The following is a 25,067-nucleotide window of genomic DNA, read 5'->3' as shown; positions in this document are numbered from 1 at the left end:
TCCCGCTAGATGCCCCCGAAATCGTCCTCCGGCTCACGCGGCAGCCAGTCATCATCGCCATAGCCGTCAGGATCAGGCGCAGGAACCTGGCGCTCGGCCGGCTTCTCGACCGGCAGCACTGGCTCACTACCGTCGAACGTCACGCGGATCGCCGCGCCCCATGTCTCGGCGCTCTGGAAAATCGCGCGCACGGTTTGCAACTGCCCACCGAGCCACTGCGCATAGTCGGCAGGGATATAGCCGATCTGGATGCCGCGTGCGGAATAGACGCCGATCGCCCTGCTGTCGGCAGGGTTCTTTGGCTCGCGCCGAAGCTCGACAGGTTCACCGGGCAAGCACATCGCTATTTCGAAGCGCCGGCCGGGGCCGCGCTTGTTCGGGTAGTCTGCGCCCTTGACGGCGATGGACTGAGGCGGCCGGGCCATGACATAGAAATATGGTAAACCCTAAGAATCGCAAGCCGCATTGTTGCCGATGCGCAAAATAATGCGCAATGCCGCTTGCGCTAAGGTACAGTCGTGTGTATATATTTGCGCATGGAACGGGACAGCAAAAAGATCGTCAGGCGGCTTCTGGAAGAGGGCTATGAACAGGTTTCGGTGAAGGGCTCTCACCACAAGTTCAGAAAGGGCGACCGGACGATCATCGTGCCCCACCCGAAGAAAGACCTGCCGCTGGGAACGGCACGAAGTATAGCAAAGATGGCGGGGTGGCTGTGAGCCGCCCCGGAAAGGCAAAGTCATGAAATATTTTTACGCCATCGTTCACAAGGATGCGGACAGCGCCTTTGGTGTCAGCTTTCCCGATCTGCCGGGTTGCTTCTCGGCGGCCGACCGTCAGGAAGACGTACTCCCCAATGCGGTGGAGGCGCTGGAACTGTGGTTTGAGGATGCGGAGGAAGTCGATCCGCGCCCGGTCGATCAGGTGCGCGAAGCGGTGAAAGAGGATCTGGCGCAGGGCGCCTTCCTTCTTGCCGTTCCGCGCATCACATCGGCCAACAAGCTCGCCCGCGTCAATCTGTCGTTGGATCGGGGCATGCTCGACGCCATCGATCAGGCGGCAGCGCTTCGGAAGCTGACCCGCAGTGCGTTCATGGCGGAGGCGGCCAGGAACGAAATCGAAGGCCGCCATTGATCCTCAGGAGCGGCCTCAGGAGTTCGAACTATGAAATCCCCCGGCGCTAACTCCGGCGTGTTTTGCTCAACGCGGGGGCGTCCATGGACATGACCGTTATCTCGAAAAGGTAGAGGCCGTTCTCATCCATGGCCGTGAGTTGCAAAACGCCCGCCTGCCAGAGAGACACAGCGCTGTCCCGCACCATGTCGCCCATGAAGCGGGCCGCCTCCATCCGCGCAGCGTCAAGGTCTGGGAGATCCAGCCAAGCATCATCGTTCTCAACGCCATCATCGATCTGGAAGCGAAATTTCGGCATCATCACTGAAAACGAGACGACGCCCTCTGTTTCGCAAAGGCTGACCAAAATTCCACGTATGTTGGAGTGGGCCCCTGGGGTCGGACAGGTGGGACCATAATGATTGACCGTGGGTTTGGCTTTTGGAGAAAAGCCAATGCGACACCGTTCCCACAGCATGGAGTTCAAACGTCAGGTCGTTCAGGAATATCTGGGCGGCGAAACATTGCATGGGCTGGCCAAGCGTCATGACGTTTCTCGCCAATTGATCCGGGTCTGGATTGAGAAGTATGAGGCGGGCGAGTTCGACGATGACGCGCAAGCGGCTGATCTCATCCAGCAATATGAGGCCCGCATCGCCGCGCTGGAACGCCTGGTAGGCAAGCAGGCTCTCGAACTGGAGTTTCTAAAGGGGGCTCTGCAAAGCGCACCGCGGCCGAGAAACGGGACTACATCCGTCATCACCGGCCCCTTGGCATCTCCGTCTCCCAGGGGTGCAGACTGATGGGTATCGCACGTTCAACCTATTATCATGGGCGGGTGAAGCGGGTTGACGAAGCCGATCTGCTGGCCGCAATCATGGCGATCTGCGATGAGTTTGAGGCTTATGGCTGGCGACGCGTACGGGCGGCCCTTCAGCACCAGGGCATCTGCGCAAATCATAAGCGCATCAAGCGTTTGATGCGGGAACACAGCCTTCAGCCGCGGAGACGGCGGAGATATGTCGCAACGACTGACAGTGATCACGATCTGCCGATCTTCCCGGACCTGGCAAAGGACGTCGCTCTGACAGGTGCGGATCAGCTCTGGGTCGCAGATCTGACCTATGTCGCGATTGCGAGTGGCTTTGCTTATGTGGCGATCATCCTAGACGCATGGTCAAGGCGGGTGGTTGGCTATGCCATCGGTCGGTCGATCGATGCCCGCCTCGCCATTGCCGCGCTTGAAACTGCTATCGCAAGTCGGCAGCCCTCACCGGGCCTCATTCATCATTCGGACCGTGGATCCCAGTACGCAGCCGCTTCCTACCGTGCGCTGCTGGCAGCCAATGGCATTACCGGATCGATGAGCCGGCGCGGAAATCCTTACGATAACGCCAAGGCGGAAAGCTTCATGAAAACGCTCAAGGTCGAGGCGGTCTACCCGATGGCGTTCGAGACTTTCGAGGATGTCGCCACCCATCTTCCACCGTTCATCGACCGCGTCTACAATGAACGCCGACTGCATTCCGCTCTGGGCTATTTGAGCCCGGTGCAGTTTGAGGAGTTACACACCAAAACTATGGTCAAATCCGCGGCCTGATACCTGTCCGACCCCAGGGGCCCACTCCATGTTAGCGTAGATATACCTGCTCCATAAACATCGGCTAATCGGCATCTATGCTGACCGGAACTCGACCATTCATCATGCGTATTGGGGATGCCTCGCCCCGGCTTCTAGCCACGCAAACCAACGGGGCGAGGCAACCCTCACCATCTCAGAAAAACGGCCCGGCAGCATCAGCCACCGGGCCAGGAGAAGGCTGAATTAAGAGCCTTCAGGTCGCATTAACGGCTTGCGCGCCTTCCGGCGATTCGGATTGTAAAAATCGGACACCGAGCAAGTATTTTTACCTACATTGATCTATTGTCTTTTCCGGCGAGGTTTTATATTTGCCCTAGATTAAGAAATGGCTCGTCTGTTCCTCCTGCCTTCTATCAAAAGGAGCGGAGCCTTCCCTTAATCGGCAGCTTCACTTGCTGGTGTTACGTCCACCGCCGCCTGCTGCCTGACCCATTCGCGCAATTCAATTAGGTTCCAGGCCTGCCGCTCGGCTATCCGGAGCTTGGCAAGAAGTCCGTCACAACTGGTTCCTCCATAAGCTCGGCAGGTGGCTTCGCTGGCGATGGACACTGGAGCCGGGTCGGAACTGCGGAGATCGGTTCGGGCCGCGAGTTGCACGCGGACACGCTCATAGCGAGCATCAACAGCGGCATAATGAGCCTGGAGGTCATTGATCTTCCTTTCGGTGATGGTGGCCTGTTCGGCCTTGACGCGCTTCACATTCTCGGCCGCCTGGCGCAGCGCTTCGGCACTGGCCGCGCGATAGTTGGCGACGGTCTGCTTGCGGGCCTGTTGTTCGGCGCTGAGGTCGGTCCGGGCCTTGTCCCGCTCGGCCGTGCGGACATCGACCTTCATCGATGTCAGGGCGAGGGCGACCACCAGGCCGATGATGACGGGTGCCCACCAGAGGCGACGGGCGAGCCCCAATGCTGTGGTCCAGCTCATGCTGCGGTCGCCACGCGGTTGAGAAGCCAACTGTAGACGAAAGCCTCTTGCGTCGGATTGCGCTGGCAATCCCCAGATAGCGTTCGCCCTGAAGCGCGTTCATGGCCTCCAGCAGGACATCGATTCGGCCGCGACGGGGATGGGCAATATATGCAGCAAGCGCCGCGTCGCTCATCGCTCCATAGTTGCCGTCAACCTTCGCCAGATCCGGCCAGAGCTTCCCGCCCTCGTTGAAGGCGTTGAGCGCGCGCTGAAGAAACATGACGCCCCAGGGAGCACCCATGTTGACGCCGGTGTCCAGCGGCTCCGCAGCAAGCGCCGGCGCCCGCTTGGCGAGCAGATCGATGCCGGTCGCCGTGACGAACTGCCGCCAATAGATGTCGAAAGCCAGCGAGCGGGGCAGGGCCCTCATATCGCCTTGGTATCCATTCGACCGAGCGAGGTCCTGGATGATCCCGAACCGCGTCGGCCCGCCGCGATCGGCAGGGTTGTTCACATAATCGCCCTCGCGGGCGATGACGTCGTCGATCATCTCCTTCGGCGTCTTGGCCATGTCTTTCTCCCATGAAAAAGGGCGCTCGAAAGCGCCCGCGTGGAGTTGGTGTTTTCCCGGATATTCCTGCCCGCCGGATTGCCCTATTCAGGGTTTACTCCGCTCCGGCACGGTCGCCCCCCTTTAGCCCCCACCCGGAGCGGGGACCATTCCCCTTCACTCGCCGCCGATCGGGCGCTTGCCCTTGGCGATGTCGGTCACCACGCGGTCGGCGCTGAGTTCTGTCTGCATCTCTTCCCGGATTGCTGCCTTGCGCAGCGCAACCGTCTCTATCAGGGCGGCGTCCACCTGGCGCAGGAACCTGTCGGTATAGAGCTTGACGACGCGGTCGGCCCCGACGGTTGCAGCCGCAGTGAGGAGCGCCGCCCCTTCTCCGTCCACGCCCGCCTGCTTGACGATCCAGAACGCTATCAGGGCGACCATCGGCAGCAGCAGAATGTCTGCGATGACCAGCCATGCCTTTATCTTCACCCCGCGCTTGATCAGCAGCGCATATTTCGCGGCCAGCCCAAAGGTCAGGCCAACCCAGATCCATCCATATTTGGCGATCAACGCCTCAACCCCTGGCGTCATCGCCGATGTTCCTTGTTGTGTGAGACTAGCGCCGTGTATCGGTCACGCCTCAGGGTCACCCGGCGGGACGGTCATTGCTTCGACCCGCGCAACTTCCCGATCGAAGAAATCGGTGACATTGCGCATGACGGTGATCACGCCCATCGCCTGGTTGAAGGGCGAGCCGAGTTCCGACGTGGGCGCGAGCTGGGGCACGGCCAATGACGAGGTCATTCTCAACATCCTGTCGCGCCGACGCGAACCACAGCCCGTGCAGGCGATCAATGTTGTCGTCGATCTCAGGCTCAAGCATCCGCCCATTGCCGATTGCGCGCGCTACGATACGGTGCGAGGCCTCAATGCAGCGGCATGAGATGCTGGCAGCCCTCAAGGGGCTGGGCCTGAAGGGCATGATCGCCGCGTTCGACGATGCCGTCACCAATGGCATCCGACGTGACCGGAGCGCCATGGAGATGCTGGGCGATCTGCTGCGCGCCGAAACGGCCCATCGTGAAGCCGCCTCGATCCGGTATCGCATGACTGCGGCCAGACTGCCGGCCATCAAGGATCTCGACGGCTTTGTCTTCGCCGACACACCGATCAACGAAAGCCTGGTGCGCTCGCTCTATGCCGGCTCGTTCCTGCCGGAACGGCGCAATATCGTGCTGGTTGGCGGCACGGGCACCCGCAAGAGGCATCTCGCGCTCGCCATCACCGCTGCGGCGGTCCGTGCCGGGGCCAGGGGCCGGTTCTTCAATACCGTCGATCTGGTCAATCGTCTGGAGGAAGAAACCCGGCAGGCCAAGGCCGGCAGCCTGGCCGCCCAGATGGCCCGCCTGGACGTCGTGGTTCTGGACGAGCTCGGGAATCTGCCGTTCGCCCGATCAGGAGGCCAGATGCTGTTCCACCTGGTCAGCAAACTCTACGAAAAGACCTCGGTGATCATCACCACCAATCTCGCCTTCGGCGAATGGCCCAGCGTCTTCCAGGATGCCAAAATGACGACGGCGCTGCTGGACCGTGTCACGCATCATTGCGACATCATCGAGACCGGCAAAGACAGCTGGCGGTTCAAAAATCGAAGCTGAGACGAGGGAAAACCCCTTCCCCCGGACCCCCATCCCCGGCGGTTACCCCGGTGGGTCCACAGGTACCTCCCGCGGACGCCGCCGCCAGCGCTCCTGACGGCGCGCGTCGGCGTCCGCGGGTCCCCCCTATGACTACCGGGATAACCGCCGGCACTCCCGCTAAGGGGGTCAATGTTCGGCGCCGATATGGAGTGGGCCCCTGGGGTCGGACAGGTATCAGGCCGCGGATTTGACCATAGTTTTGGTGTGTAACTCCTCAAACTGCACCGGGCTCAAATAGCCCAGAGCGGAATGCAGTCGGCGTTCATTGTAGACGCGGTCGATGAACGGTGGAAGATGGGTGGCGACATCCTCGAAAGTCTCGAACGCCATCGGGTAGACCGCCTCGACCTTGAGCGTTTTCATGAAGCTTTCCGCCTTGGCGTTATCGTAAGGATTTCCGCGCCGGCTCATCGATCCGGTAATGCCATTGGCTGCCAGCAGCGCACGGTAGGAAGCGGCTGCGTACTGGGATCCACGGTCCGAATGATGAATGAGGCCCGGTGAGGGCTGCCGACTTGCGATAGCAGTTTCAAGCGCGGCAATGGCGAGGCGGGCATCGATCGACCGACCGATGGCATAGCCAACCACCCGCCTTGACCATGCGTCTAGGATGATCGCCACATAAGCAAAGCCACTCGCAATCGCGACATAGGTCAGATCTGCGACCCAGAGCTGATCCGCACCTGTCAGAGCGACGTCCTTTGCCAGGTCCGGGAAGATCGGCAGATCGTGATCACTGTCAGTCGTTGCGACATATCTCCGCCGTCTCCGCGGCTGAAGGCTGTGTTCCCGCATCAAACGCTTGATGCGCTTATGATTTGCGCAGATGCCCTGGTGCTGAAGGGCCGCCCGTACGCGTCGCCAGCCATAAGCCTCAAACTCATCGCAGATCGCCATGATTGCGGCCAGCAGATCGGCTTCGTCAACCCGCTTCACCCGCCCATGATAATAGGTTGAACGTGCGATACCCATCAGTCTGCACCCCTGGGAGACGGAGATGCCAAGGGGCCGGTGATGACGGATGTAGTCCCGTTTCTCGGCCGCGGTGCGCTTTGCAGAGCCCCCTTTAGAAACTCCAGTTCGAGAGCCTGCTTGCCTACCAGGCGTTCCAGCGCGGCGATGCGGGCCTCATATTGCTGGATGAGATCAGCCGCTTGCGCGTCATCGTCGAACTCGCCCGCCTCATACTTCTCAATCCAGACCCGGATCAATTGGCGAGAAACGTCATGACGCTTGGCCAGCCCATGCAATGTTTCGCCGCCCAGATATTCCTGAACGACCTGACGTTTGAACTCCATGCTGTGGGAACGGTGTCGCATTGGCTTTTCTCCAAAAGCCAAACCCACGGTCAATCATTATGGTCCCACCTGTCCGACCCCAGGGGCCCACTCCAATAGGGGGTCAACTTTGCGCGCCGGTTGACAGGCTTGGGCTGTGAGGCGGCCTTCAGTCAATAATCCCGCGCAGCGCCTCGATCGGGAGGATCAGGGTCAGCTCCCCCAACGGCGATCGCAGGAAACCATGATGCTCATAGAAGCGGGCGGCGGCCTCATCGATCGCATGGACCGCTATGCCGCGGGCGCCGGCGATCACCGATGCCGCAAAGCACCGCCGGAGGGCGTCGCCCAGAAGATCCCCGCCCAGCCCCAGGCCTTGCCATTCGCGGTCGACCGCGAGCCGCGCGACCAGCAGCAGCGGCACCTGCTCGGGCATCGCTCGCCGGAGCTTTGCGCTCGGCAACGCCGCGCGCTGCTCCATCGCGGTGGTGATCGTGTAATAGCCGACAATCCGCTGCGGCGCGGCCGCATCGCAGATGACATAGGTGCGCGCCGACAAGCCCTCGCTGGTCAGTGCGCGCTGCCTCAGCCAGCTATCGAGCGTGTCATGTTGGCCGGACGCAAAAGCGGCGGCATCATGCTCCGCACGAAGCGGCGTCGGCGCGGCAACGGCGCGTGTCGTCATCGTCGCTCAACGATCCCGGATCAGCGGTCCCAGGCGGGCTTGCGATGCATCAGCTCCTTGAGCTTTTCGGACGGCGTGTGGGGTGCATCGAGCATCACCACGAACGCGGCATGGCGTTCGTCGTCAAGGAAGAAGGTGCGCTGGTCGAGGAGAGCATTCTCCGCTTCGCGCCGCGCGCTCTCCAGCATGAACTCGGACAGCTTCTGGCCGCGCATCGCCGCCGCGCGGTTGAGCAGCGCCTTGGTGCCCGCCATCGCACGCACCTGGATGACATCATCCTTGCGCGCCGTCGCACGCCGTTCCCGTCCGTGGCTCTCCGCCCGCGCCATCGCTCACATCCTCACCAGCCGACAATCTGGCAAAATTGTCATGACAACAGCAATACAATCTTTCACGCAAAAGGTCCAGCGATGAACGCTACGCGGATCTTATAGGGCCAGGGCAGCGCCGCCTTCAGCAATCTAGGCCGAGACACAATGGACATCCAACTTACCAGAGAGCGCGGCTGTCGAGCCAGGCTTGAACCTCTGAAATGCGGAAGCGAGGGCAGCGGCGAAACTTGCTCTTTCCGCTACCAAGCTCAAACTCGGTTGGAAATCCGTCTGGCCGGCACGTTCTCAGACGATCGATTTGGCGCCTCGAGATGCCTGCAAGGGCTGCAAATTCTTCAACCGTAATCATCCGATCGCTTGCGTTGAGTTGCAGCCTACGCAAGACCCGATTCCCGCTATTACCGTCCGACATAAGCAGCCTCCCGAGGAAAGATGGAGGGACCAAAACGCTGGGTGAGTTTCGCCGCGACGAGGCTCGCATATCTGCGCTGCCGCCAATCAGTCGGGCTATGATAAATGCCGACAGCCTTCCAATAGTCGCGAGTCGCTGCGAGCGCTGACAGGAAGATCCATCGCGCTGCCTGCACATTGAAACAGGGGTCATGCGTGAGCCAAGTACGAACCTGTGACGGAGGTCGGTCGATCATGGCGGACAGTCTGGGAACCCAGAAACTGTTGACCTGAAGCGGCCCCAGGTCGTGGCTGCCATCGCTGTTGGCGATCTCAGCGCCGATCCACCCGCTCTCCTGATCTCTCAGCCCCCATAGCGTTCGTTCGAGCCAGATCCTGCCGTTGGCAGATTGACGAATGCATTGCCCAATTCTGCCCTCATGATCTGGCGGAAGAGGCGGCCGCGAATGGGCAGGCTGGCTTACGCACAAGAGAAGAATGCAGGATACGCGGCGTCCAATTCGGTCAGCGATCACGGCCGCCTCCTCGATTGTGATCATCGTTATGTGCGGGCGTGGGCGGCGGGTTCCCCTGCCCTTGTGGCAAGCCATGCTCGTACCCAGTGCCGATTCGGCCCCGGTCAATGAGAGACATGAGCCATCGATCCAGCGACCGAGCGGCCGATTGTGCTCTCCCCGCGAGGAGTCCCGCCAGGCCAACCGGTTCCGCGCTCGCCCGATTCGCGCGCGAGGCAGCCAGCCGCATCTTGCGGGCTTCACGATCCCCGAGTTGTTGCTCGCGCAATCTCTCAAGGCGCTCGCCATGCTGCCCGGTCCGACCCTTGATGCCGCTTCGATCGAGGCGCCCAAGCCCCTCAAGTGAGGACGTCTTTTCGCCCGACTTCAGGGTGAGCTTCTCGGCGAGTCGCTTTGCGTCCTCAGTCCAGAGCTTCACGCCATAGCGGGCGCGGGTGATGGCGGTGTAGTAATTCTGTCCTGTGACCAGCGGCGAGTTGACCGGCGCCAGGACATAGACCCGGTCGTAGGTCTTGGACTGCGCCGAGTAGACGGTCTCCCCATAACCATGATCCCAGGTCCGGTGTCGGGACAAGTCGACCGCCTGTACCTGGCCATCGCGGTCCCAGCGAATGGTGGCGATCGGCCCATCAAGACGCTCAACCGTTCCCCGCTCGGCGTTCTTCAGCCCGAGTTCGTGGTTCACCAGCCGCCACTGGATGCGATCGCCGGCGGCAAGGTCGCGGTTTTCTTCCCTGAACACGTTGATCTGCGACGCGCGCCCGAGTCGGGGATCCCACTGGATCGTCCGTCCATTCTCGTCGGCAAGGCTGACCTTCTGCCGGCCGCGCGAGTCGCGCGACAGGCCAACGACCTTATACTGGGCGTCGCGGGCAATCCCGAGGCCGGCATTGTCACGGGAGAAGGTCACCACCTGTCCGCGAACATAAAAGCGGGCGAAATTTTTCTCCTGATCGGTCATGCCGGACGGGGCCAGGATCAAGAGCCGCGCATCTTCCGCCGCTATCGCACCTTCCGCCTTGAGCGCTTCGCGGACCTTAGTGTTGACGATAAGTCGCGTAGCATTCTCCAGAACAAGGATATTCGTCTTGCTCCGGCTTTCGGAACTGAGCCGGGTCCATTCGCCGACCAGCCCCGCCGCAAGCTGGTCACTCGATTCGCCGCTCACGACCTTGTCGAGATGCCCCAGCGATTCGTCATAATTGCCCAGGCGCGCCTGGGCGACGGCCATCCGCATGGCGCGGTTCTGCTGGCGAACCGACTCGGCAAGCTCCACTTTCGGCAGCCCCAGGCGCTGCATCAGCCAGAAGGGCTTGCCCTGCTCGATGGCTCCGGTCTGGCGATTGTCGCCGAGCAGGATGAGGCGGGCGCCGCTCAAGCGGCTGATTTCAAGGAGGCGAATCGCCTGGCGATTGCCAAGTTGGCCGGCCTCGTCGACGACGAGCGTGTACCGCGCGTCGAGACCACGGCCACCCCCGGCTATCAGGCTCGCGACGGTCCGCGATTCGATCTCCGCCCGCTTGCCCAGCTCAGCCGCTGCCGATGATGTCGGAGCGAGCGCGATCAGGACTGCCTCGGGGTCGGCCGCCTGTCGCAGGGCGGCAACGAGCGTCGACTTTCCCGCCCCCGCCACTCCATGCACGCCGATTACCCGATGCTGGCTACTTCCCAAATGCAGGAGGGCCGCACGCTGCTCGGCATTGAGGCCGTTCGCCTTCGTCTGGAGGATGAGCTGCTCTGCCAATGCGAGAGGCTTGGCATCATGAAGGGCCAGAGCGAGGTGATCCGAGAGGGCCAGTTCCAGCCGCGCTGTGCGCCGGGTCGTCCGTCCGCGGGTGAGGATATCGTCGCCGGTCTGATGGCTGGTCGCCAAAAGTTTCCGCCGGCCTTCATGCTCATGCGCCAACGGACGAATGTCCTGCAGGCGAACCTCCCCGACATGGGAGGCCAGGGCAACCTGGAGCAGCCGGCCCAGATTGTTGACTGCCTCCCTACCCTCGGACTGCCGAAGCCCGAAGAGCATGGACCGGGCCGCCAGCTGGGGAGCGACATCGAGCGATCGGTCACCGATCTTCTCCGCAGCGAAGCGGGTCTCATCGACCGCCTGCTCATGTTTGCCAAGGCGGGAACGCCACTTATCATGCAGCACCTCGAGCGACACTTTCTCCTTCGCCCCCCGAGTCGCGTAGAAGGAAACGCGCCGCGCCGCCTGTCCCGTGAGGCCGTGCTCCCTGGCATGGGCCTCGATCTGCTCGGCGCGTTGCGACATGTCTGCGATCAGGTCGCGGGGCACGCCGCGAATCTCGAACAGCCCCTTGCGCGGATCGAACTCGACATCATAGCCGCGCTCGCGCAGCAGATGCGCAAGTTCATTGCGATAGATCTGCCCCGCCACCATCTGCTCGGCGTACATGGCCCTCGTCTCCAAACTGACGAACCGTTCGCCTGCCCCATCATTGGTGAGGTTCATCACCACGACATGGGTGTGGAGATGGGGGTCGAGTTCGCGGGAGGCATGTTCGGTGAACCGGGCGAAGAGAAGGCGCCCTGTTGTGCGCTCGGTGATCTCGCCATTGACGCGCGCCCTCGTCGCGGCATGCTCCTCGATCCAGGAAAGCGCTGTTCCGACCGCCTTCTCATGCGCCTCAATGATTCGCGTGTCACCGGCAACGAGCGCCATGATCGACACCGACTTGGGGGCGTTCACGGCAAAGTCCCATCCGGGGTGATGCTGGATTTCCCCGTTGGCGCGATGTCGGCCAAGTTGCTGGTCCGCGACCTTCCCTTCCAGCAAGGCCGCGAAGATGTCGCCATCCACCTTCCCTGCGAGACCGAGGTCTCGCGCGATGGCCCCACCCCATTCGCTATGTTCGTCGGCGCCCTTCGTATAATAGTCGCCCACCGTATAGTAGCGGGCGATATTGGCGGATGTGCCTTTGAGGCGGCGGGGATGGATCATGCCGGCCTCGCTGAGTTACGGTGGCCGTTGCGCCGGCCATGCTGCCGAAGGCGGAAGCCGGCAGGTTTGCCGAAGAGTTCAAGCTGGGGGACTGCGGGCGATTCGTCTGGCCCGACACCACCGGCATTTGCCGGCGACCCGGCCTGGTCGTTATCCTCCCCAGGATCCGCTTCCGGATGCGGCTGGAGTGGCAGTTCCGCTTCCTCAGCTATGATCCGTGGCTTGCGCGATTTCGCTTTCGGCGGAGTCGGGCGGGGAGATCGTGGTAGCGCGGACCGGGCACTAACGGGCTCCGGCGCGTCCTCGACCAGCCTGACGGGCGGAGCGATTCGTTCTTCGAAGGCGGTGGCAATGGAGGCAACCTTGTTGAACCGATCCTCGAACCGCACGACGGGGAGACTCCTGCCGAATCGCAGATAGCCGGCCAGATTGGGAAGGTTCGTCACCTCCGTGTGCATTACCAGCGGACGGGTCACCTGCATGCGCGAGAGGTTCACCCCGTCGCGCATGTCGTTCACGCCATAGGACATGCCCTCATTGGCCTCGACCTGCTCGACCTGCCCGAGATTTTCGCTGACATGCTTGGCGGTCGGTGTGTCGTTGGCACGGAGCGCGACCCAGGTCGAGCAATAGCCTGTGATCGCGGCGGCATCCTGGATTCCGTAGGTCGCCTCGAGCTGCGGATAGCTCTGGAAGCCAAGAACGCCGCAGCCGCCATATTTGCGGGCGCGGGCGAGGAAATCCGAAAGCGAAGGCAATTTCTGGAGTGTCGGCAGCTCGTCGATCACGCAATAGAGGCGCCGTTTGCGATCAGGCGTCAGGCTCATGATGGCACTGATCGCGATGTCGAGCCACACCGTGATAAGGGGCCGCAGCGACGGCAATTGATCCGACTTCACGGTGATGAAAAGCCAGCTATCGTCCTTCTCGTGAGCGACCCAGTCACGGATGGAAAGGCCATCTGCTGTGTCGTCGAGATAGGAGAAGCTGCGCATGACCGAGGCGAGTTCCGCCTGGACACCCGCCGAGGTGCGCTCTCCTTCTGGGCTGATGAAGGCAGCCGCCTCAGTACCGTCCACAAATGCGGCGAGATCCTTCAGCTTCGAGCGCAGCAGGATGTCGAGAAGGATGGAAATGAGGGGCCGTTCCTGCCGCGCAAGCTTGCGCAATACGGCGACCAGTGTCCCCCTCGCGGCCTTGGCCCAGAAGGGATCACCCGCCTTGTCGGGCATCGTCGACTCCGCGATCTGGTCATAATGATAGTCGCGCGGAACATCGACCCAGGGTGACCAACAGTCAGAACGGGCATCTAGCGGGTTGAGGAGAACGTCGATACCGGGCCGGTAGAATTTCTCCACGAAGGTGCCGGCCGTATCGTAGACGATCGCCCGCCGCCTGCGCTGCCGGATCCCTTCAAGCATCTTGACGATGATGTTCGTCTTCCCCGTTCCGGGAGCCCCGCAGATGAGGATATGTTCGGGTTCAAAGATGTCGGGCACGTTCACGCCGCCGATATCGAAGCTGCCCTTGGCATGCCTCCAGAGCGCGCGGCGGACCTGGCGGACGGTTCCGAAACGCGCCCCGCGCAGGAACTGGTTGGACCCCAGCCCCCTCCCCGTCCGGGTGAAATAGAACCAGGCCCAGAACAGCATGAGTAGTGCGAAGGCGCCGGAGATAAGCGCCCCGTGAATCAGGTAGGTCTCGAAAGCACCCAGCGTCCTGTGCGCGACGCCTGACTCGATGATGGCCTTGGGGTTCGTCCAATATTGCTGCCCATCTGGCGTCCGGAAAAGGATCGGCGTGACGTTGCCCGGGACCGCATCCCCCATGACCGTCGCCTGCCCAATCTTCAGGAGGACAAACCGCTCATAATCAGTGGACGCCTCACAGGCATACCAGATGATGCCACCAATCCAGATGACGAACCCTGCCAGGAAAGTCTGGTAGAAGACCTGCGTCGTCATCCGCACATTGTGAACGATGGCCTGCCCGCCCCTGGTCCAGGAACCGAGCGTGTCATGACGAAAGATGCTCATGGCCGGTCCTCGCCTGCATCGAGGAGCCCCCTTTCACGAAGCAAACGGCGTGCCTCGACCAGCCCTTTCTGGAGGAGTTCGGGCGAACGCTCACCGACCGACGTCGCGAGAATGGCGAAGGCCTGGATGACCGTCGCATGGAGTTCGTCGAAGCGGGCGTGATAGCCGGTCGGGTCGTCGCCCTCGAACCGGTCCAATATGTCGCGACAATAGCTTGCCGTACCAACACCGGTGCTGCGCGCCTGACTGGCGAGACGCGCATGAAGGTCGTCATCTATTCGGATTGTAATACGTGCCACGCGCCGGACTCCTTATCCGACACGCGAAACCGTGATGAAGCACAGCCTTCTTAGCCTAATTATGGTTCAAACTCAATAGTTTATGAAAACTGCCGATGGCAGCCACAAAGTGCCGAGCCAGATCAGCGACTTAGCCTGTCTCGGTTCAAGTGGTGGCTGCCGCCGGCTGCCGGGCTGTGCCAAAACGGCTGCCACCTTGCGCCATCGGAATGCCGCAGAAAAGCTGGCCTTTTGCGCCCGCAGCACCCGTGCGTACGGTGCATTACAAACGCCCAAGGGCGTGCGTCCCCTCTTCGCAGCGCGCTTGTCCGCTGCGCCGACCTCGTGCCGGAAGGCGCGGGTCCCTTCGTGAGAGGTAAGTCGCATCCCCACTCCTTCCCCTTTCCCGCCTGATCGGCAAAAGCCGCCATTCTGGCCGCGATCCTTCTTGCCGCTTCCGACACCCCTGCTACCATCGTGAGCGGCGGACCGACCTTCTTGCATAGAAGGTGTCACCATGCCCAAATTGACGGACCGCGAACGACTGGCAGAGCTTGAGCAGCGCAAGCGCAAGATCGCCGAGGAGATAGAGCAGACCCGCGTTGCGCTGCGCGGCAAATATGCGGCCATCATCTCCGAGCTGGAGGTGGAGTTGCTGACCGAGCGGGATTTTCGGGACGTCATCAGCCTCGCGATCAAGGCCGGGTCCACGGCCTCGCTTCAGGCCCTCAGGGCGCTGCCGCCCCGACCATCCTGAAGTCGAGCCGTCCCCCTCGCCATGACGGCCATGGGGGTTCGACGCCCCCATGGCCGTGTCTCGAACAGGAAAAGGTAGGAGGGCCGCGCTGGCCCTCCCTGGGATCAGAGTTCGTCGATAAGCGCGCCCGGTACGGTGTGGACGATCCGCTCGATGAGCATCGGGGGCAGCTCGGCATAATCCCCCTCGTCGATGGTGACATAGCCCTGCTCCCCATCCTCCAGGACATGCTGGTCGTAATAGCTGCAAGCGGCGCGGCGCTCGGCGGTTTGAAGCGCGGCAAGAAAGGCGCTGTGGTTGTAAGCGGCGTTCGTCTGCATGGGAGCCTCCTTCATGTCGAAAAGACGGGAGGCTTCGCGTCGGGCCGGCGAGCACGGGTCAAGGAGCGCCGGCGCAGCCGGTGACCGCGCAGCGGGCGGCGGGGGAACCGATTTAGTTGCCGCCGCTGCCGCGCGAAGCGTGGCGGCGGCGGCGGCTAAATTGGGGGGACCACCGATCCTTGAGGCGGGTGAAGGCGGTCTGACACAATGGGAAGTCTGTGAGAGAGTTTGGCTGTTGTCCGGGCCGGTCGATGCGTAGCGCCGCGCGGTCTGGCCGGGCCGCGCGACACGCGAGCGAGCCGGACCGGTGAGCGAACAGATGCCCGGTCCATAGTCGGCATCCGCCTCATCATCACCATATCCGAGCGCGGCGGCAATCGCGTCGGCCTCGCCTCCGCAGGTCGGGCTCAACCGCGCCCAGAAGCGATTCGGCCTCGGCGCTGAAGCGGCGGACATAGAGGTCAGGAGAGGCCGCAACCTCGCTGCGCCTCGGCGTCGGTGCGTTCAAGCCGTGCCCGGATAGTCGAAAGCGGGTCTGCGCCATCGGCGGTAGTGCCGTTGGGATTTTGGGTCATGTCATGCTCCAATTCTGGGATTGGTTTGGGGGAGAGGTCGGGATCGCTGAGGCGACTCCGGCCTTTCGTTTATGGGCTGTCAGATCAACGGGACGGGCCGCGCTTGCCGATCATTTCGGGATCAAAACCGGGCGGAAGCGGATGGGGCGCTTGGGCCAGTTTCGCTTGCGCCATGATGATAGACCCTGTGCGCCGCGACCAATCGGACCAGATGGAAATCGGCGTCAGGCTGTTGAACGCAATGTCCCGCTCGATCCTGAGACCGAAAGGAAGTCGGATGGCGGCAATCTCCGTCAGGCTGAAATAGCCCAGTTCGGGACAACCAAAGCCAAGGTCCGCAAGTCCGAACAGCGAGTCGCCATCCTCGCAAAGCTCCGTCACAAGCCACGTCGCCGCGCCCATGGGATTGAAGAATTTGACAAGCGGTGCCGGGTCCGGTTCCCTCCTTCCCTCTGCCTGCGCCGCGCGCCGCGCGGCGGTGTTCGCTTCAAGGGCGGCGATATGCTGGGGTTCAAGGAGGATCATGCCATTTTCCCTAGCCACGTGCCCGGGGAGAACCTCCCTTCGGTAGCTATCCCATCCTCCCCCTCATCGGGTGCCGGAAGGAAGCTCAGCAGATAGTCGGCGGCCTTGCTGGCCTGACTGGCGGCGCGGAAGATGGCGCGGGCATCTTCTCTGAGAACCCCCAGCCACGCCCCCAGGTAATCGCTGTGCCGGACGGTCGGGACGATCCCCAATTCGGCGCATAAAAAAGCGCTGATCAATTCGGCACATAGTTCTTCCCTCGCATAGTCGGGCGAGCCAAATCCGGTCTTCGGGAGGCGGTCGAGGCGCTTTGGGTGGCCCGAAAAATGACCGAGTTCGTGCAGAACCGTCCGGTACCAGTTGATCGGTTCATAATAGACTTCCTGCGGAGGCACGTAGATGTGATCGGTCGCAGGGGCATAATAGGCATCGCTGCCGCCAATCCTGATATCCGCGCCGGTCGCGGCGATCAGGGCCTCGGCGCGGGGAATCAGGACCGCTTCGTTATGGGTGGTGATCCTGTCTGTCGAATCGTCGGGAAGCCCCTCGCATTGGTCGACATTGAAGATCGTGAAGCGCTTGAGGAAAGCAATCTGCCGGGGATGGTCGCCATCCGTCTCGCGCGCCTCCTCCCCGCCCTTGGGTGTGAACTTGTCGGCATAGCAGACGGTGGTGCCCTGCTCGCCCTTGCGGACATGCCCCCCCAGCGCGACCGCCTGACGATAAGTCAGCCAGCGTTGTGACTGATAGCCGCGCTCGAAAAGGGTGTGCCATAATATGAGAACGTTTATGCCTGAGTAGCGCCGATCGGTTCCGGCATTGCGGGGAAGGCCCAGCGGCGCCCTGCCATCATCCCAAGGCTTGACCCAAGGCAGGGTCCCCGCCTCCAGTTCGGCAATGATCCGGTCCGTCACCTCGCTATATAGGGTGGAACCGGCACTCTGAGCTCTGTCATGATATCCCATTGTCCTTACTCCCTTCGCGCACCGGCCGCCGGAGTGGCGGGGGTGGGCGGCAGGAGCGAACCGGCAGGCCCACCGCATGAGGCGGGTTGCATCCGAAGGACCGAAACAAAGTGGAGGAGTCGGGGTGCAGCCCCGACTTGCGGCTTGCCGCGATGGGCCTATAGGGCAGCGACGTCCACCCCCGCCGCACCGCAGGCTGGTCAAAACCGTCAAACGTCACCGCGCCCGTGCGCGGTGGCCGCTGGTCGACACTTCGCGCTGCTCTTTGCAGCGGACCGCACGGACATGGTCCACGGCGACGGGTGTAAACGCCGGATGGAAATGAACCAGTTTGGGTCTTCTACGACTTCCTGCGGCCATGCGCCTTCTTCGGCTTGGAGGATGCCCGATCATGATGTGCGATGACGAGCTTTCGCGGTTCGATTCGATGCCCTGATGCGTGTGAAGCGGCACGTTCGAAGCAACAGATAGTGGAGCATTCCAAGCTTCCGGGGCGCGCACAACGGTTGTTCGCTCTCGGCCTCCTGCGCCATCGCGATGAGGGGGGCAGGGTGCGTTTCGACGCGGCAATTCTCCTTGTAAGATTTAGTGTTATCCACTAGATTTGTATCCATGGAACGAGCAATCAGCGCCAGCGATGCCAATCAACGTTTTTCGGAACTCCTGCGCGAGGTCGCCGAGGGCGAGAGCTTCACGGTCATGTCGCGCGGACGCGCGGTGGCGCGGGTGCTTCCCGTTGATCGTGACCGCGAGCAACGTTCGATACAGTATCTGCTGAATTTTGTCTCCGGCCTACCCATCCGTCATGCTGGTAACTGGTCGCGCGACGATCTATACGAATGACCCGCGTCGCCCTTGATACCAATATTCTGGCCTATCTCGCTGGTGTCAGTCGAGACGCGCGCGATGACGCCAAGATAGAGCGAGTCAGAAATCTGATCGGACGGCTGAGCGAAGGGGTTAGCCTTGTTGCTCCTACGCAAACGCTGGGCGAACTTTTCGTCGTGCTGCGCCGCGGAGGCGCGAGCGCAGAAGAAGCGCGTGCTATCCTGCTCGAATTTGCGCAAGCTTTCGGCAGTTCAGCATCGGAAACCAGAACTGCGCTGGCCGCTGCCGATTTGGTCGTCGACCACAGGCTGCAATTTTGGGATGCGTTGATCGTGACCGCTGCGGCTGAGGCCGGCTGCGCTTTACTGCTGTCCGAAGACATGCAGGATGGCTTCCTCACGCGCGGGCTGACGGTTGTCAATCCGTTGCGGGATGCCCTGCATCCCAAACTTGCTGTGCTGTTAGAGCCATCCCACTAAGAATCTGCCCAACTTGATATTCCCCGGAGTACTCGGACCTTAACACCCATTTAGCAAAGCGCCATTTTTCGTCATTCCGGGGCGAATTTCCGTCCCCGAAAGCCGACGCTTATTCACGAGCGAACGTCGCCGTGCCCGTACACACACGAAGGCGTTTGCTGAGTGTGGACCTTGGCACAGACGCGTGGATCCCGATAAAGGATTTATCTCATTTGGTCTGGATCGGGGCAAGGTCAAACAGGGACGAGTGGCGCGGTGTCTTCGCTTGCGTCAGTCGTCAAATGCATGAGTAGCCGTGTAAGGTATTTGGAAATAATCCAGACCTGCCCCGATCGCCCGACCGGCAAAGGAATGACTGTTCTTGAAAAAAATTTCCTTCAGATTGAGCGCAACGCCGAAGAAAATGTCACGATCGGGCTTGATTCCCATCGCACGGTCGCGGTTCGAGAAGTTCTTGCCGCGATAGCCCACTTGTAGTTCTACAAATCGCAGCGGGCTGTTTTCAAACGTTTTGAAGCCCGCAAGCTCCAGCGACAATAGGAAGCGCTGCTGCTCATAATGCTTTTTCCCACTGCGCGAAAAACCCTTTTTATTGGGCATGAGCATCAGGCGGAAGTCGATTTTACTTGCAAGACCAGGCACAATATGGCGCGCCGCCGAGAAGCTGGCACCCAATCCATTGAAGACGACGTCCTGTACAGAAAAGCCGCTACTGGTCTTGAAGGCATCAAACATTTCGCCGTATAGCTGGAGTCCGAAACCCATTATCGCCGAAGGAATGGCCGCACGCGCGCGATCGCCGGTTTTACGAGCGATGCGCCACCCCAGAAATTCCGAAAATAGGTAACCGTTGAACGCGTGCGTCAGCTTATCGATGCCCAGATTGGTTGTGTTCCTGCCGAACCATCCCTCGTCGTGAAAGTGAAAGCCGGTGTTGAGATGTGTAAGCTGCGTCTGGATCGTGGTCGTGTAGGCCATAATTCCAAGCATTTCCCATTTGGCTGCACCTATACGGCTACCTAGAGATCGATATTCCCGTCGCGGTTCAGAAGCGACTGTCCCTTCCTCGACATTCTCCGTAAAGGCGGCAGTTGGCGACATGATGACCCATGAGAGCGATACAGGCTCAGGTGCGGTGAACGCCTTTTGCGTCTGCCAAGCTTCGATCGGATCTGAAACAGTCGGATTTGCGATTACTGCGTGTGGCGGTTTTGGACGGTATGCAGCCAGATCAAAAACCGCAGAATTTTCGTCTGACACGCCGTCAGCGTCGACAAGGTCGGTGAAAAGCGGATCAGCGAGAGCGGCATGTGCTGACGACATAGTCGTAAGTAAGGCTACACCCCACATGGCAAACGCTGTGCGCATGCTTCCTCCTCAGCAATCTTAGATAGTCGTACCGACCGCTTCTAAGCATCGCAAGAGCGACAAGGAGGTAGACAGGGATCCAAGTTTTTCAGCACTGGCGCTTATACTGATAGCGTTCCCCAAGGCCGCCCTTCCGAAAGCCATCCGCCATCGTCGCTGATGACATCCGAATCGCTTAGTGCCGCCCTTAACCTGCTGTTCCGGTTCACGGTTTGGAAGCCGCCCAGCGGCAGGCGACCATTGCCGTTAGTATCGGATAAAACCGCAACCAAAACCTGCCGAATGTGCCTTACTCCCAAGAGAAGATGGTGCGTAATTTGCAGTTGGATGGGGACTTACCTTCCTCAAATAGTTCTACTCGATCAATTGTATCCAATTGAGGACGGGTAAACGATTTTGGCGATGTGAAATAGGCAGCGCCGTGCTCGCCGTTCCAGATTGCTATATGGTAAAGGCCTTCCACTCGCTTTTGTGCAAATCGTGCGAGATTGTTGGAAGAGCAGGCCTTAACTAACCGACCCTTCGGACGTCTGGCCCATCCTACTCCATGCACTTCGAGGGTCCCGAAAGCACCTTCCCAGCGGAAGCTGCCCCCGTATATCCCGCCTGCCAACGTCGTGACCTTCTCACCATCTCGCAGGTCGATAATCGGTGAATAGCCGCAAAACCGTCCCGGGCCCACAATGCTGCTGGCGTTCGCTGAACTAGTGACAGATGCCAACAGTCCCATCACTGCTGCGATCATTATTCTCACGCTGGCCTCATTGGAAAATTTGTATGTCCGGTATAGCGCTTTACCAACCGATAGCGGAAGGTCCCGAATCCACCCGCGATCGTCGCTCCCAGCCTGCGAATCGCTCCGCCTTGCTCATAACCTGCTGGTCCGGTTCGGGATTGGAAAGCCGCCCGGCAGCAGGCGACCATTTGCAGACATTCAGGAGTTGAAATCGATAACCCAGTTCCAGACAAGATTGCGAGAGGCGTTTACGGTTTATAGAAGCCGAGCAGTTGATCCAACACAGCCAACACACGACGTTCGTTGGTTGGCTTCCCGGCGTTCGGGACGCCCGCTAAAATCTCGCCGCCATATTGTTCGGGGCTTGCGTAAGCCGTTGCGACCGCGAACGGTATCCTGCTTGCTTTCAGCGCCACCGCAACAGGCGTTACGAGTTCCCTGCCCAGATTGACGTCGAGGAGCGCAACAGTGGGCAGATCGATCTTTAATAAGGCAAGGGCGTCTGCAACGGTCGCCACCGGCCCAATGACCCGCCATCCATGTCTTTCAAGCAGAAGCTGGAGGTCCATCGCTATGAGATATTCATCTTCAACGATGAGGACCGTCTTCTGCATCATTCGTTGTCAGTCTTCGGGAGAGGCACTCCCCAGCGGAATGACGATCTCGGCTTTTAAACCGTCGATGGCATATTCCAGTTCCACCTGTCCGTGCAGGTTGTAAGCTGCCGCCGATTGGATGAGGCGGGTTCCATAGCCGCTGGCCGCTGGGGTGGCCACTGGAGGGCCGCCGCTTTCGGTCCACTTGATCCTTAGCATCTTACCGCCATCCTCCACCAGCCAACTGACCCGAACTTGGCCGGTCGGCACCGACAGCACCCCGTATTTCACAGCGTTTGTTGCCATCTCATGCATGATGAGGCCCAACGACATGATCGTGTGCGGAGCCAGCACCACAGGTTCGCCCGGCTCTATAACGACCGCATGGGGATTTGCTGAAAAGGGCGCGAATATCCTACCTAGCAGTTCCTCGAAGCCACTATCTTCTTGTTCCGCGAAGGCGAGGTTCTCGGCCTCGATCAAGGCGGCAAGCCGCCCTAGAAGAGCGTGACGGTATTCCTCAGCCGTTCGGCCTTCTGTCGTTGTGAGACTGGCCAACGATTGTATTATTCCGAGCAAGTTTTTCATGCGGTGGCGGAGTTCGCCAAAGAGCAGGTCCTTGGCGACATCCCGCCGATGCTGATCGGTAGCGTCCATGATGGACACCAACATGGAACGGCTGCCCCCATCCGGCTGATGTAAGGTGCGCGCGGTCAGCAGCATCGTTCTTTTGCCGAGGGAGGGAAAATCGTGCTCCACTTGGTAATTGATGATCGCGGTCGCCTTCGGGATCACCTCCTCAAGCAGGTGGCGTAGCTCGGGGATATTCCACTGGCCATTGCCCAGATCGTAAATGGGCTGACCGATTGTCTCATAACTGCTGACCCCGAACGTTTTGAAGAACGACCGGCTCGCAGCTTGAACGCAGAGACTGGCGTCCAAGACGAGAAGCGGCTCGGTCACCGTATCCACGATGCCCTGCGCTTGGGCGTGGTTGGTCCGAAGAAGGCGGTAGAGATCGTCGGTGTTCATAGAGTGTGTTTCGCACCGAAATACGGATTAGACAATATCGATCGGGTGGCGTGAGCATGTTCGCTACGCAGATTAGTGTCTCCACAACGAGACCGAGACACAGCATCGTCGTTCATCGCCTGCGAATAACATCGCACCGCCGATAACCTGCTGGTCGGGTTCAGGGTTGGAAAGCTGCCCAGCGGCAGGCGACCGCTATCCGATGGTCGCGTGCTCTGGGTAGAGGATCATCGCAGACGTTTATCCCCGCATGGCTTGACGCAACGCTTCCGCTGCATGAAGCGTTGATGAGGGGCGCAAAACGCAAGGTTGGCTGTGGTGGATATAAAGAGGCTATTAAAGCAGGAAGAAGGCGTGCAGCTATTTCAGCGTTCGTCTTTTGCCGAGGAAGTCTTCCTGATCCGCTCGCTTAGGACGCGGGAAACCTGGGAGGTTGCAACGGAAGCTGAGGCCACTCAAATTTACGACAAGGAAGTTGTAAAGAGCCGGAACTGTTCCACCGTTCAGAAAAAACTCGGCGGCTTCTAACCCATAAATCTTGCAAATTCGGTCCATAATCTATCCGCAAGCCATCGTCTGAAGCCAATAGCCGACCGTCCCCTATCCACCAGTGCCTGACGCAAAATCACACTTGAGGTGGCCCGCTGCTGATCCGATGGATCCGAGTCGAATCCTTCGTCCGTCGCTCGACCTTCCTTACGGTAGGGGCTTCCCTGCGCTAAGCCGATGGCTCCGCGCCGCCCCTTCTGTCCTCAAAATAATGCCATCTCGAAATGACGGAAACAAACGGTCTAGTGGATTGATCGGAACGGACGAGTCTTATTGGGGATTCCCGACGCTGATGCGGCGTGCGACACTGCGGAATGCGTACTGGTATCAGCATTTCCGTCACGGCCTCGGACAGGGCTCGGCTTGAGGCTATCGCTGCGGCGCGGAGCTCGCCGCAGAAGCACGCTTGGCGAGCGCGGATCATTCTCCTGACCGATCAGGGTCTCGGAACCAATGCGATCATGGCGGCCACCGCCAAGTCCAAGACTTGCGTGTGGCGCTGGCAGGAACGCTTCATGGCCGAGGGGGTCGAGGGCTTGCTGCGCGACAAGACCCGGCCACCGGGCATCGCGCCGCTCGACGCCGTGCTGGTCGACAAGGTCGTGGCGTTGACGCTGGAGCCGCCTGCTCACGAAGCGACGCACTGGACGGTTCGCGCGATGGCCAAGGCAGTTGGCATCGCCGCGTCCTCGGTCGTGAAGATCTGGCACGACCACGGCCTTGCTCCCCACCGCTGGCGCAGCTTCAAGCTGTCCAATGACAAAGCCTTTGCCAAAAAGCTTCACGACGTCGTCGGGCTTTATGTCTCGCCGCCGGCTCACGCCATCGTGCTGTCGGTTGACGAAAAGAGCCAAATCCAGGCACTCGATCGCACGCAGCCGGGGCTGCCGCTGAAGCGTGGCCGCGGGGCGACCATGACGCACGATTACAAGCGCAACGGCACCACCACCCTGTTCGCCGCGCTCAATATCCTCGACGGCTCGGTGATCGGCCGCAACATGCAGCGCCACCGGCATCAGGAGTTCATCCGGTTCCTCAACGCCGTCGAAGCCGAACTGCCGGCCGACAAGGCCGTCCACGTCATCCTCGACAATTATGCGACCCACAAGCAGCCCAAGGTCCGCGCCTGGCTGGCCAGACGTCCGCGCTGGACCTTCCACTTCGTGCCGACCTCGTGCTCATGGCTCAATGCCGTCGAAGGCTTCTTCGCCAAGCTGACCAGGAGGCGCCTGAAAAACGGCGTCTTCCACTCCGTCGTCGACCTACAGGCTGCCATCAACCGCTTTATCACCGAGCATAACCAAGAACCGCGCCCGTTCGTCTGGAAGGCTCATCCCGACAATATCATCGCTGCCGTTCGGCGCGGGCACCAAACGTTGGAATCAATCCACTAGGAGTCATGCCCACTTTGCGCGAGAAGGTGTTGGTGAAATGAGCTTGGTCCGTGAACCCACAATCCAACGCAATGCGCACTATCGGGATGGCAGGGATGCACAGGAAAGCTTTAGCCTGCGCGACTCGCTGCTCCAGCAGCCAAGCATAGGGGGAAATTCCCACGGAGTTCGCGAACGCCCGCTCGAAGTAACCGACTGACAGGCGGCAGTTCATAGCTATATCGGCAATTGCAACCGTGGACGCCAGCCGTTGGCGCATAAGGCTCTTTGCCAAGCTAACCTGCCAGGGAGCCAGACGCGGTGGTCGTCGCGGACCTCGGACCGTCGCGGAGGTCACTGCTCCCGAACCAATGGCATATACACCAATCGCTACGTTTTCGGCTCCTGCAGATTCGCCACGCACGCTCAAGCTCGCTCCGCCATAACGGCGCCCCTTCAATTCCAGAGGCAGCTAAAATGACGCCGTGGGATTAGGCGCCCCACCTCTCTGGCGGCCACCGATCCGGCAACATTTACGGCAAGCCGAAATGGACCGA

28 protein-coding genes and 2 pseudogenes are annotated in these 25,067 nt (G+C 60.7%); 11 read left to right on the top strand and 19 right to left on the bottom strand.

Annotated features, from left to right (window positions below; all coding sequences use genetic code 11):
* Positions 1-5: 5 nt before the first annotated feature.
* Positions 6-425 (bottom strand): HIRAN domain-containing protein, encoded by a 420-nt coding sequence (locus tag H5V43_RS00725; RefSeq protein ID WP_025547160.1) that lies wholly within the window; start codon positions 423-425, stop codon positions 6-8.
* 111 nt (positions 426-536) lie between these two features.
* Here H5V43_RS00725 and H5V43_RS00720 point away from each other — a divergent pair, with 111 nt between their 5' ends.
* Both H5V43_RS00720 and H5V43_RS00715 read left to right on the top strand, forming a co-directional pair.
* On the top strand, positions 537-719 hold the full coding sequence (locus tag H5V43_RS00720) for a type II toxin-antitoxin system HicA family toxin (RefSeq protein WP_025547159.1): 183 nt from the start codon (positions 537-539) through the stop codon (positions 717-719).
* A gap of 22 nt (positions 720-741) precedes the next feature.
* Positions 742-1,134, top strand: coding sequence for a type II toxin-antitoxin system HicB family antitoxin (locus H5V43_RS00715; RefSeq protein WP_025547157.1), 393 nt, complete (start codon positions 742-744; stop codon positions 1,132-1,134).
* A gap of 46 nt (positions 1,135-1,180) precedes the next feature.
* Here the strand turns inward: H5V43_RS00715 and H5V43_RS00710 are convergent, their stop codons facing one another.
* On the bottom strand, positions 1,181-1,480 hold the full coding sequence (locus H5V43_RS00710; protein WP_162195971.1) for a DUF6894 family protein: 300 nt from the start codon (positions 1,478-1,480) through the stop codon (positions 1,181-1,183).
* Between the two features lie 88 nt (positions 1,481-1,568).
* Between H5V43_RS00710 and H5V43_RS00705 the strand changes: the two genes are divergently transcribed.
* Together H5V43_RS00705 and H5V43_RS00700 are read left to right on the top strand one after the other, a co-directional pair.
* On the top strand, positions 1,569-1,916 hold the full coding sequence (locus H5V43_RS00705; RefSeq protein ID WP_037484504.1) for a transposase: 348 nt from the start codon (positions 1,569-1,571) through the stop codon (positions 1,914-1,916).
* Positions 1,865-2,713, top strand: a complete 849-nt coding sequence (locus H5V43_RS00700; RefSeq protein WP_146032627.1) for an IS3 family transposase — start codon at positions 1,865-1,867, stop codon at positions 2,711-2,713. Before H5V43_RS00705 ends, H5V43_RS00700 begins: the two co-directional genes overlap by 52 nt.
* A 417-nt stretch (positions 2,714-3,130) precedes the next feature.
* On the opposite strand, the gene H5V43_RS00695 is transcribed toward H5V43_RS00700, so the two are convergent.
* From H5V43_RS00695 to H5V43_RS00685, 3 genes and pseudogenes are all read right to left on the bottom strand, one after another.
* On the bottom strand, positions 3,131-3,679 hold the full coding sequence (locus H5V43_RS00695; RefSeq protein ID WP_025552231.1) for a hypothetical protein: 549 nt from the start codon (positions 3,677-3,679) through the stop codon (positions 3,131-3,133).
* A 337-nt stretch (positions 3,680-4,016) separates the two neighbouring features.
* Positions 4,017-4,211, bottom strand: a pseudogene (locus H5V43_RS23835) (glycosyl hydrolase 108 family protein); the annotation flags it as partial.
* Between the two features lie 177 nt (positions 4,212-4,388).
* Positions 4,389-4,805, bottom strand: a complete 417-nt coding sequence (locus tag H5V43_RS00685; RefSeq protein WP_025552235.1) for a hypothetical protein — start codon at positions 4,803-4,805, stop codon at positions 4,389-4,391.
* Positions 4,806-4,989: 184 nt separating this feature from the next.
* Here H5V43_RS00685 and H5V43_RS00680 point away from each other — a divergent pair.
* Both H5V43_RS00680 and istB read left to right on the top strand, forming a co-directional pair.
* A pseudogene (locus H5V43_RS00680) lies at positions 4,990-5,157 on the top strand (IS21 family transposase); the annotation flags it as partial.
* Complete coding sequence (istB, locus tag H5V43_RS00675) at positions 5,144-5,872, top strand: IS21-like element helper ATPase IstB (protein ID WP_025552238.1); 729 nt, start codon at positions 5,144-5,146, stop codon at positions 5,870-5,872. The pseudogene H5V43_RS00680 and the gene istB, both read left to right, overlap by 14 nt.
* A gap of 216 nt (positions 5,873-6,088) precedes the next feature.
* Here istB and H5V43_RS00670 read toward each other — a convergent pair whose 3' ends face one another.
* The 7 genes from H5V43_RS00670 to H5V43_RS00640 form a co-directional block, all read right to left on the bottom strand.
* The gene (locus H5V43_RS00670) at positions 6,089-6,913 is read right to left on the bottom strand and encodes an IS3 family transposase (protein WP_242495903.1); all 825 of its coding nucleotides are present in this window, start codon (positions 6,911-6,913) and stop codon (positions 6,089-6,091) included.
* Positions 6,886-7,233: a transposase gene (locus tag H5V43_RS00665; protein ID WP_037484504.1), complete on the bottom strand. Its 348-nt coding sequence runs from the start codon at positions 7,231-7,233 to the stop codon at positions 6,886-6,888. The genes H5V43_RS00670 and H5V43_RS00665 overlap by 28 nt, the downstream gene beginning before the upstream one ends.
* Positions 7,234-7,360: 127 nt before the next feature.
* A complete protein-coding gene (locus tag H5V43_RS00660; protein ID WP_193666723.1) occupies positions 7,361-7,876 on the bottom strand; it encodes a GNAT family N-acetyltransferase in 516 nt (171 codons plus the stop codon).
* A 20-nt stretch (positions 7,877-7,896) separates the two neighbouring features.
* Positions 7,897-8,205, bottom strand: a complete 309-nt coding sequence (locus tag H5V43_RS00655) for a type II toxin-antitoxin system TacA family antitoxin (protein ID WP_025551515.1) — start codon at positions 8,203-8,205, stop codon at positions 7,897-7,899.
* Between the two features lie 918 nt (positions 8,206-9,123).
* Entirely contained in the window at positions 9,124-12,093 is a 2,970-nt protein-coding gene (mobF, locus tag H5V43_RS00650; RefSeq protein WP_025551514.1) for a MobF family relaxase, read from the bottom strand.
* Entirely contained in the window at positions 12,090-14,129 is a 2,040-nt protein-coding gene (locus H5V43_RS00645) for a type IV secretion system DNA-binding domain-containing protein (RefSeq protein ID WP_193666722.1), read from the bottom strand. The genes mobF and H5V43_RS00645 overlap by 4 nt, the downstream gene beginning before the upstream one ends.
* Positions 14,126-14,428 (bottom strand): hypothetical protein, encoded by a 303-nt coding sequence (locus tag H5V43_RS00640; protein WP_025551513.1) that lies wholly within the window; start codon positions 14,426-14,428, stop codon positions 14,126-14,128. Before H5V43_RS00640 ends, H5V43_RS00645 begins: the two co-directional genes overlap by 4 nt.
* Positions 14,429-14,924: 496 nt before the next feature.
* Here H5V43_RS00640 and H5V43_RS00635 point away from each other — a divergent pair, with 496 nt between their 5' ends.
* A complete protein-coding gene (locus H5V43_RS00635) occupies positions 14,925-15,164 on the top strand; it encodes a hypothetical protein (RefSeq protein WP_025551511.1) in 240 nt (79 codons plus the stop codon).
* A gap of 104 nt (positions 15,165-15,268) precedes the next feature.
* Here H5V43_RS00635 and H5V43_RS00630 read toward each other — a convergent pair whose 3' ends face one another.
* The 3 genes from H5V43_RS00630 to H5V43_RS00620 all read right to left on the bottom strand — a co-directional run bounded on the left by H5V43_RS00630 (position 15,269) and on the right by H5V43_RS00620 (position 17,549).
* Positions 15,269-15,484 carry a hypothetical protein gene (locus H5V43_RS00630; RefSeq protein ID WP_025551509.1) on the bottom strand — a complete coding sequence of 72 codons (216 nt, stop codon included), beginning with the start codon at positions 15,482-15,484 and terminating at the stop codon, positions 15,269-15,271.
* Between the two features lie 659 nt (positions 15,485-16,143).
* A complete protein-coding gene (locus H5V43_RS00625) occupies positions 16,144-16,584 on the bottom strand; it encodes a DUF2958 domain-containing protein (RefSeq protein WP_193666721.1) in 441 nt (146 codons plus the stop codon).
* Positions 16,581-17,549: an ArdC family protein gene (locus H5V43_RS00620; protein ID WP_025551506.1), complete on the bottom strand. Its 969-nt coding sequence runs from the start codon at positions 17,547-17,549 to the stop codon at positions 16,581-16,583. The genes H5V43_RS00625 and H5V43_RS00620 overlap by 4 nt, the downstream gene beginning before the upstream one ends.
* A gap of 612 nt (positions 17,550-18,161) precedes the next feature.
* Here H5V43_RS00620 and H5V43_RS00615 point away from each other — a divergent pair.
* Positions 18,162-18,392 carry a type II toxin-antitoxin system Phd/YefM family antitoxin gene (locus H5V43_RS00615; RefSeq protein WP_025551504.1) on the top strand — a complete coding sequence of 77 codons (231 nt, stop codon included), beginning with the start codon at positions 18,162-18,164 and terminating at the stop codon, positions 18,390-18,392.
* Positions 18,389-18,856: a PIN domain-containing protein gene (locus H5V43_RS00610; protein WP_025551503.1), complete on the top strand. Its 468-nt coding sequence runs from the start codon at positions 18,389-18,391 to the stop codon at positions 18,854-18,856. Before H5V43_RS00615 ends, H5V43_RS00610 begins: the two co-directional genes overlap by 4 nt.
* A 270-nt stretch (positions 18,857-19,126) precedes the next feature.
* Here the strand turns inward: H5V43_RS00610 and H5V43_RS00605 are convergent, their stop codons facing one another.
* From H5V43_RS00605 to H5V43_RS00595, 3 genes are all read right to left on the bottom strand, one after another.
* Positions 19,127-20,224 carry a DUF2279 domain-containing protein gene (locus H5V43_RS00605; protein ID WP_244968639.1) on the bottom strand — a complete coding sequence of 366 codons (1,098 nt, stop codon included), beginning with the start codon at positions 20,222-20,224 and terminating at the stop codon, positions 19,127-19,129.
* 984 nt (positions 20,225-21,208) lie between these two features.
* On the bottom strand, positions 21,209-21,577 hold the full coding sequence (locus tag H5V43_RS00600) for a response regulator (protein WP_200887666.1): 369 nt from the start codon (positions 21,575-21,577) through the stop codon (positions 21,209-21,211).
* A gap of 6 nt (positions 21,578-21,583) precedes the next feature.
* Positions 21,584-22,588 (bottom strand): HWE histidine kinase domain-containing protein, encoded by a 1,005-nt coding sequence (locus H5V43_RS00595; RefSeq protein WP_025552278.1) that lies wholly within the window; start codon positions 22,586-22,588, stop codon positions 21,584-21,586.
* Between the two features lie 309 nt (positions 22,589-22,897).
* Here H5V43_RS00595 and H5V43_RS00590 point away from each other — a divergent pair, with 309 nt between their 5' ends.
* Together H5V43_RS00590 and H5V43_RS00585 are read left to right on the top strand one after the other, a co-directional pair.
* Positions 22,898-23,116, top strand: a complete 219-nt coding sequence (locus H5V43_RS00590) for a hypothetical protein (RefSeq protein ID WP_025552276.1) — start codon at positions 22,898-22,900, stop codon at positions 23,114-23,116.
* Positions 23,117-23,451: 335 nt separating this feature from the next.
* On the top strand, positions 23,452-24,531 hold the full coding sequence (locus H5V43_RS00585) for an IS630 family transposase (RefSeq protein ID WP_025552325.1): 1,080 nt from the start codon (positions 23,452-23,454) through the stop codon (positions 24,529-24,531).
* Here H5V43_RS00585 and H5V43_RS00580 read toward each other — a convergent pair.
* Entirely contained in the window at positions 24,482-24,790 is a 309-nt protein-coding gene (locus H5V43_RS00580) for a helix-turn-helix transcriptional regulator (RefSeq protein WP_193666720.1), read from the bottom strand. The two genes, H5V43_RS00585 and H5V43_RS00580, sit on opposite strands and share 50 nt — an antisense overlap.
* Positions 24,791-25,067: the final 277 nt, after the last annotated feature.

It is taken from the genome of Sphingobium fuliginis (assembly GCF_015074805.1).
Lineage (GTDB): Bacteria > Pseudomonadota > Alphaproteobacteria > Sphingomonadales > Sphingomonadaceae > Sphingobium > Sphingobium fuliginis.
Note: the sequence above shows the minus strand (reverse complement) of the source record. Positions and strands in the feature narration are given on the sequence as shown.